Source organism: Pontibacter sp. HJ8, assembly GCF_054824225.1.
Genome location: NZ_JSYF01000254.1, coordinates 1 through 6,057 on the forward strand (window position 1 = coordinate 1; position 6,057 = coordinate 6,057).

At 48.7% G+C, this 6,057-nt stretch carries 7 protein-coding genes; 5 read left to right on the top strand and 2 right to left on the bottom strand.

Annotated features, from left to right (window positions below; all coding sequences use genetic code 11):
* Positions 1-65: 65 nt before the first annotated feature.
* The 3 genes from OB13_RS12030 (at position 66) to OB13_RS12040 (ending at position 2,788) form a co-directional block, all read left to right on the top strand.
* Positions 66-1,583 (top strand): hypothetical protein, encoded by a 1,518-nt coding sequence (locus OB13_RS12030; protein ID WP_461490414.1) that lies wholly within the window; start codon positions 66-68, stop codon positions 1,581-1,583.
* 107 nt (positions 1,584-1,690) lie between these two features.
* Positions 1,691-2,185 (top strand): VOC family protein, encoded by a 495-nt coding sequence (locus OB13_RS12035; protein WP_461490415.1) that lies wholly within the window; start codon positions 1,691-1,693, stop codon positions 2,183-2,185.
* A gap of 36 nt (positions 2,186-2,221) precedes the next feature.
* Positions 2,222-2,788 carry an NADPH-dependent FMN reductase gene (locus OB13_RS12040; RefSeq protein ID WP_461490416.1) on the top strand — a complete coding sequence of 189 codons (567 nt, stop codon included), beginning with the start codon at positions 2,222-2,224 and terminating at the stop codon, positions 2,786-2,788.
* A 27-nt stretch (positions 2,789-2,815) separates the two neighbouring features.
* Here OB13_RS12040 and OB13_RS12045 read toward each other — a convergent pair whose 3' ends face one another.
* Entirely contained in the window at positions 2,816-3,295 is a 480-nt protein-coding gene (locus OB13_RS12045) for a hypothetical protein (protein ID WP_461490417.1), read from the bottom strand.
* A gap of 410 nt (positions 3,296-3,705) precedes the next feature.
* Between OB13_RS12045 and OB13_RS12050 the strand changes: the two genes are divergently transcribed.
* Together OB13_RS12050 and OB13_RS12055 are read left to right on the top strand one after the other, a co-directional pair.
* Positions 3,706-3,993, top strand: coding sequence for a GNAT family N-acetyltransferase (locus OB13_RS12050; RefSeq protein WP_461490418.1), 288 nt, complete (start codon positions 3,706-3,708; stop codon positions 3,991-3,993).
* 369 nt (positions 3,994-4,362) lie between these two features.
* On the top strand, positions 4,363-5,463 hold the full coding sequence (locus OB13_RS12055; protein WP_461490419.1) for a phytase: 1,101 nt from the start codon (positions 4,363-4,365) through the stop codon (positions 5,461-5,463).
* 93 nt (positions 5,464-5,556) lie between these two features.
* Here OB13_RS12055 and OB13_RS12060 read toward each other — a convergent pair whose 3' ends face one another.
* Entirely contained in the window at positions 5,557-5,772 is a 216-nt protein-coding gene (locus OB13_RS12060; protein WP_461490420.1) for a hypothetical protein, read from the bottom strand.
* Positions 5,773-6,057: the final 285 nt, after the last annotated feature.

The window sequence follows — 6,057 nt, forward strand, 5'->3', positions numbered from 1 at the left end:
ATTATCAGACTTTAAAAAATTGATTTTTATTCAAAAATGATAGTTGGATTCAATTAATTGATGATATGGATGATCTGAAGATCACATTGGATACACTCTCAGAGGAAGACAAGCAGGAATTGGCTGCCTTCATCCAGCGGCAGAAAAAGAAGAAGAGTCGCAAAGACCTCGCGCTCTTTCAACTCCTGCAGCAGAAGAAAAACTATAGACCGGAGCAACTGATCGAGCGCCTATACCCTGGCGAACCGAACCCGGTTGCCTACTATGCCCTCCGAAAAAGACTGACACGGCATCTGACGGATTTCATCATGCTCAAACGCATGGAAGAGGATATCACGGCAGCTTCCTCGATCATGGGCCAGCTATCACTTGCCCGTTACCTTTTCGATGCACGGGTGGACCGCCTGGCCTGGATGTACCTGCGGAAAGCCGAGAAACTGGCCGTTGCCAACGAACAGTTTGACCTGCTCAATGCCATCTACAACCTGCAGATCGAAAGAGCAGACAGTGAGTTTGCCGATAACCTGGACCAAATCATTCGGAAGCGGAATCAGAATAAGCTCGCAGCCGACGAGGACGAAAGGGCCAACATCGCGAGCAGCCTCATCAACCAGCGCCTCCAGACGGTGCGTCGCCAGGGCCGGGACCTGCACTTCGACAAGATCATTCAGGAGGTGCTGCAGGCCTACAACCTGTCTGAGGCCGTCAGCAAGCGGCCATCGCTGCTGTACAAACTCATGACAATTGCCCGAAGCGCCATCCTGGCCCGAAAGGATTTCCTCTCGTTTGAGCCCTACATTATCAGCCAGTATCAGGAGACGGAGCAGAAATATGGCTTCATCAAAGCACACCACTATTACAAGCTGAGCCTGCTCTATATGATCGCACACGTACTGTACCGAAACAAGAAATTCAGTGAATCGATGTGCTACCTCGGCCTGCTGCAGGATGGTATCAGTAAAGAAGCTAAAAGTCATTATGCCCTGTTTTATCCGCGCTACACTTTCCTGATGGTAGCCAACCTGGTGTTCCTCCGGCGCAACGAAGAAGCGATAGTGTTGATGGAAAATATGCTCAACAAAAGCTCTATCGCGCTCTCCACCCGAGATCAGCTAACCGCCCGGATGGGCTTGAGTTTTAATTACTTTGCGCTGGGCTCTTTTTCTAAAGCAAACCGCGTCCTGCTGAGCATCAAGCGATCGGATAAATGGTGCGAAAGCAAGATGGGACGCGAGTGGGTACTGAAAAAAAATCTGGGTGAGCTTATCCTGCAATACGAACTGGGAAATGAAGACCTGGTGCTGAACAAGATCCGTTCGTTTGAGCGTACGTTCCGTGATCTGCTGCAGGAGCCGGCCTACCGGAATGTGAAGCACTACCTGCTCCTCATCAAGCACATGGTAGACCAACCTGCCACCGTGGAAAGCCCTGCATTTTTTCAGCAGGTAGAGGAAAGCCTGGAGTTTGATTCGTTTGAGAATACCGACATTCAGGCCATGAGCTTTTATGCCTGGCTAAAAGCGAAAATGCTTCGCAGACCCTATTACAGCGTGCTGCTGGAACTGGCCAAAAGTGAGTGGTAAATTTGTGATGTGTCCTGACAACGTTAATTATCGTAAAGCCAAAAGTATCGGACGTGAACGCACGTGCAGCCATCACCTTTCTGGCCATACCCTTAACTTAACCGCAAATGAAACAGGATTATACTCTTCCCGCACAGACGCATATCGGGCACGTACACCTCAAGGTCGCTGATCTCGATCGTGCCATGAAGTTTTACTGTGACCTGCTGGGCTTTGAGCTCGTGACGATGTATGGCATGGATGCTGCCTTTATCTCAGCCGGAGGTTATCACCACCATATCGGCTTGAACACCTGGTACAGCAAAGGCGGCACTCCCCCGCCCGCGCACAGCACCGGCCTGTTCCATACCGCTATCGTATACCCTACCCGCAAGGATCTGGCTACGATCCTGCAGCGACTCAGAGACGCGGGGTATCCGCTATCGGGGGCATCCGATCATGGGGTTTCGGAGGCGCTATACCTGTCCGACCCGGATCAGAACGGTGTGGAGCTCTACTGGGACAGGCCCCGGGAAGTGTGGCCCAAAAAAGCAGACGGCTCCACGGACATCTATACCCGTCCGCTGGACCTGCAGGACCTGCTCCAAGAGCTGGAAAAATAAAAACAACTATCTAAAAACCAACCAATCACCCCATAAATGGCACATATTGCAATTATCTCCTCCAGCGTCCGGACAGGACGCAAAAGTCACCGTGTGGCCTTGTATTTCCAGAAGTATATAGAAGAAAACGATCTGGCATCTGCCGAGATACTGGATCTGAAGGAGTATAATTTTCCGGTACTGGAAGAGCGCTTCAAATATTTGCCCGACCCTTCCCGGCAAATGCGGGAGTTCCGGGATAAGATCATGCAGGCGGATGGCGTACTTATCGTAACGCCTGAGTACAATGGCGGTTACCCGGCCGCCCTTAAAAACGTGACCGATTTCCTTTACGATGAATGGCACCGCAAGCCGGTCGCCATCTCCACCGTTTCAGGAGGCGGGTTCGGAGGTATGCAAGTCATAACATCCCTCCAGTTTTCGCTCTGGAAAATACGTACCTGGACTGTACCGGCTATGTTTCCCGTGCCTAAAGTCGGGGAAAACTACGACGAGGAAGGCAACCCTACGGACAAAGAAGGAACCGACAAGCGGGCAGCCACCTTTGTGCAGGAATTGCTGTGGTGCATCGAAGCAAAAAGTAAAATGGAGGAAGCCAGGTAAAGAGTTCGGTCACCGATGCAGCAGGTGTCAGGCAGCCCTCCCTCCTTCAGCAGAGAAGCTGTGAACCGTGGTGTGTTCGCCTTCTAACAAGGTATAGAGGTCCGCTACACGGTAGTATCTTCTCAATCCGGTTTCATAGACAGGAACAAGTTGCTGGCTTGCTACAAGCTCCTCGATCAGATGCAAGGGAACAGGGCAAAGGGGACTGTCCTGTTTGTTATACCGGGTGCAGAAGTGATGCAGCTCCGTGCAGTAGTTTTCGGTAGGAGGCAGCCCCTTGTTGAGCAAAGGCCTGAGTCTGACTACCGCAATGGCCTCCATCGTATTGGCCGCATCGGAGCCAGGTTCTATACCTTCCAGGAAATTATAGGTGAAGCGATCAAACTGAAGCCTGCTGCTTTTAGCGTGCTCATCTATCTGCTTCTGAATATCTATGCACTGCCCTACAAAAATTATGCTGTCGCGCAGGTGCAAGGCATAGATAAAAGTTCCCTTTCCGGTTCTCATGGCTTGTGTTCGGTTTCTGATAAATTGTTCTGTGTTTATTTTTGATAAGGTAGTGAGGAAGAAACCACCTCAGCACTCCTAAGGGTAGATGCTACCCCTGCCTATCTTAATTCGGAATGGGCCAACCCATGGTACTGCTTCCGAAGCTTCGCTTTGTATAAAATTTTTCTGAATTCCGAACTGCCTGGGGTCGTGTCGCAACGCAATATCTTCTTACTACGGGGTCAGGTTCCGGCAGGCTGAACGAAGTCATGACAATGGGTATTAATTCAGTAATATGGTAACTCTTCCTATATAGCAGAATTTACACGTAGTGCGTTCTGCTGTTACACAAATCAGTTGGGATTAGCCAGCTGCCCGGATAACTCCTTGTTTCAGTACCGCGTAAACGGAAGACAGTTTACTTTCCTATGAAACCAAACATTGTGCACGATCCGGAAGACTTCAGGTTTTATGCCACGCTTGAGGCAGGTGAAGAGGCAGAGCTTATCTATACCTTTACGGAAGAGAAAGTAATGGATTTTGATTATACCTTCGTGCCGGAGAAATACCGGAACCAGGGATTGGCAGATGAGTTGGTAAAAGCCGGCTTAGCGTATGCCCGCCAACAAGGCTTCCGCGTAATACCCTCCTGCCCGGCAGTAGAGACCTATGTAAAACGCCACAAAGAGTACGAAGGCATTATCTACTGGATCTAAAAGTCCCGAAAGATCACCCAAAAGAGCAGCCTATACCTTACCTGCGATCTTTCACCCTACCTCAAAGCTGCAACCGGCATCGAGGTCCGGCTTCATCCACAAGGAGCTAACGCCAAGCCTTTACCTTTTATACTTTTTGAAGAGTAGCCAGCCTCCTATTTGGCAAACGCCTGTCGATAGTTAGTATACACCATAACATAACACAAAATAATTTAGTTAAAATTATAAAGTTCTTTTTATCCATTATACGCATACTCTTCGTTGTCTCTCTTTTCGGCAGGAGGTTAGAAGTTAATAGTTTATTGCAAGGGGGAAGTGAGTGATTGGGAATAAGTTATAATTTCTGGAGTCTGTTAATTTTTCATCTTTATGAAAGTACTCGTCCTATTTTTTTATGTTTTATCCCTATTTGCGTATGCCTGCAGCGATGACAATACGCTTGAAGAAATACAGCCAAACACGGAACATGAAATTCCAAACACGGAAATCACTGCCTTAGTCACCACAGAACAGGTCAAATATGACACAGATGATCCGGCCATCTGGGTCAATCCGGAAGCCCCTGAGCAAAGCCTTATACTCGGTACCGATAAAAATAAAGATGGTGGAATTTATGTGTTTGACTTAAATGGGAAAATCCTTCAGGATAAGGTAGTTCGCGGTTTGGAGCGTCCTAATAACGTGGACATAGAGTACGGCTTGATGCTTAATGGCGCACCGGTAGATATAGCCGTTGTAACAGAACGCAATTCGCATCAGTTACGCATCTTCAGACTCCCGGATATGGAACCACTGGACAAGGGGGGTATACCTGTCTTTGAGGGGGAAAAAGGGGATGATTTCCAGGATCCGATGGGTATTGCTATGTACAGAAATCCGGAGTCAGGAAAAGTATATGCCATTGTCGGTCGCAAGGATGGCCCAAAAGATGGCACGTATTTGTGGCAGTATCTGCTGGAAGATGACGGAGAAGGAAGTATAAAAGCTACGGTTGTTCGCAAATTCGGCGATTACAGCGGAAAAAAGGAAATAGAAGCCATCGCCGTGGATGATAAGTTAGGCTACGTCTATTACTCGGACGAAGAGATAGGTGTACGGAAATATTATGCTGATCCCGACAAAGGAAATGAAGAACTGGCACTTTTTGCTTCCGACGATTTTGCCCAGGACCAGGAAGGTATCTCCATTTATGAAACGACCGATAGTACAGGCTATATCCTTGTGTCGGATCAGCAGAATGACCGGTTTCAGATCTTTACCCGGGAAGGGGCAGACCAGGATCCGCACCAACACGAATTGGTCAAGATTGTCAACGTGGATGCTACCCAAAGTGACGGTTCTGAGGTGACCAATGTCAGTCTTAACAACGAATTTAAAAATGGTCTTTTTGTAGCCATGTCAAATGACAGGACCTTCCGTTTTTATGCCTGGGAAGAAATTGCCGGTAAAGACCTTGAATCCGCCCAATAGCAACAAGCTTATTGCATTTCTATACCCTAAAGAACATCTCCTGAAAAGCAGACTTTCAGGAGATGTTCTTTAGGGTATACCTGCCTGTTGCGGCTACGTTTGCGGCCGCAGTAAAAGCCACACCACCAAACCTACCGGCCATACCATCAGCAATACCACCAGGGCTACCAACCAGCCAGGCTTTCCCCTGCGCTGCGCATCTTTATAGGCCCACACGATGCTCCATACATAAAAGACCAGCAGCAGGATGCAGAGTATAATTCCGATGAGGCCGAACCCGGATAGAAAGGGACCGATTGGTTGTTCCATACCAGCTTATCATAACTTTATACTACCCTATAACGCACCCAGGTTCAGTCGGTTAAGCTCTACGACCATGGCAGCGTAACCTGCCTGGCCGGCAGCCTGTGCCCGCTCTGCCTGAGCGCCCCGGGCTTTACGTATAACCCCATCGCCAGGGGGCTCAAAGACAGCCCTTTACCTCCTTGCTTATATCCGCATGGCTATTCATCCCGTACAAACAGCAATTCTGTAATACAATCTGTTATACCCGGCACCCGCGAAAGCACTGGCTAAAAACAAACTAACTATGAA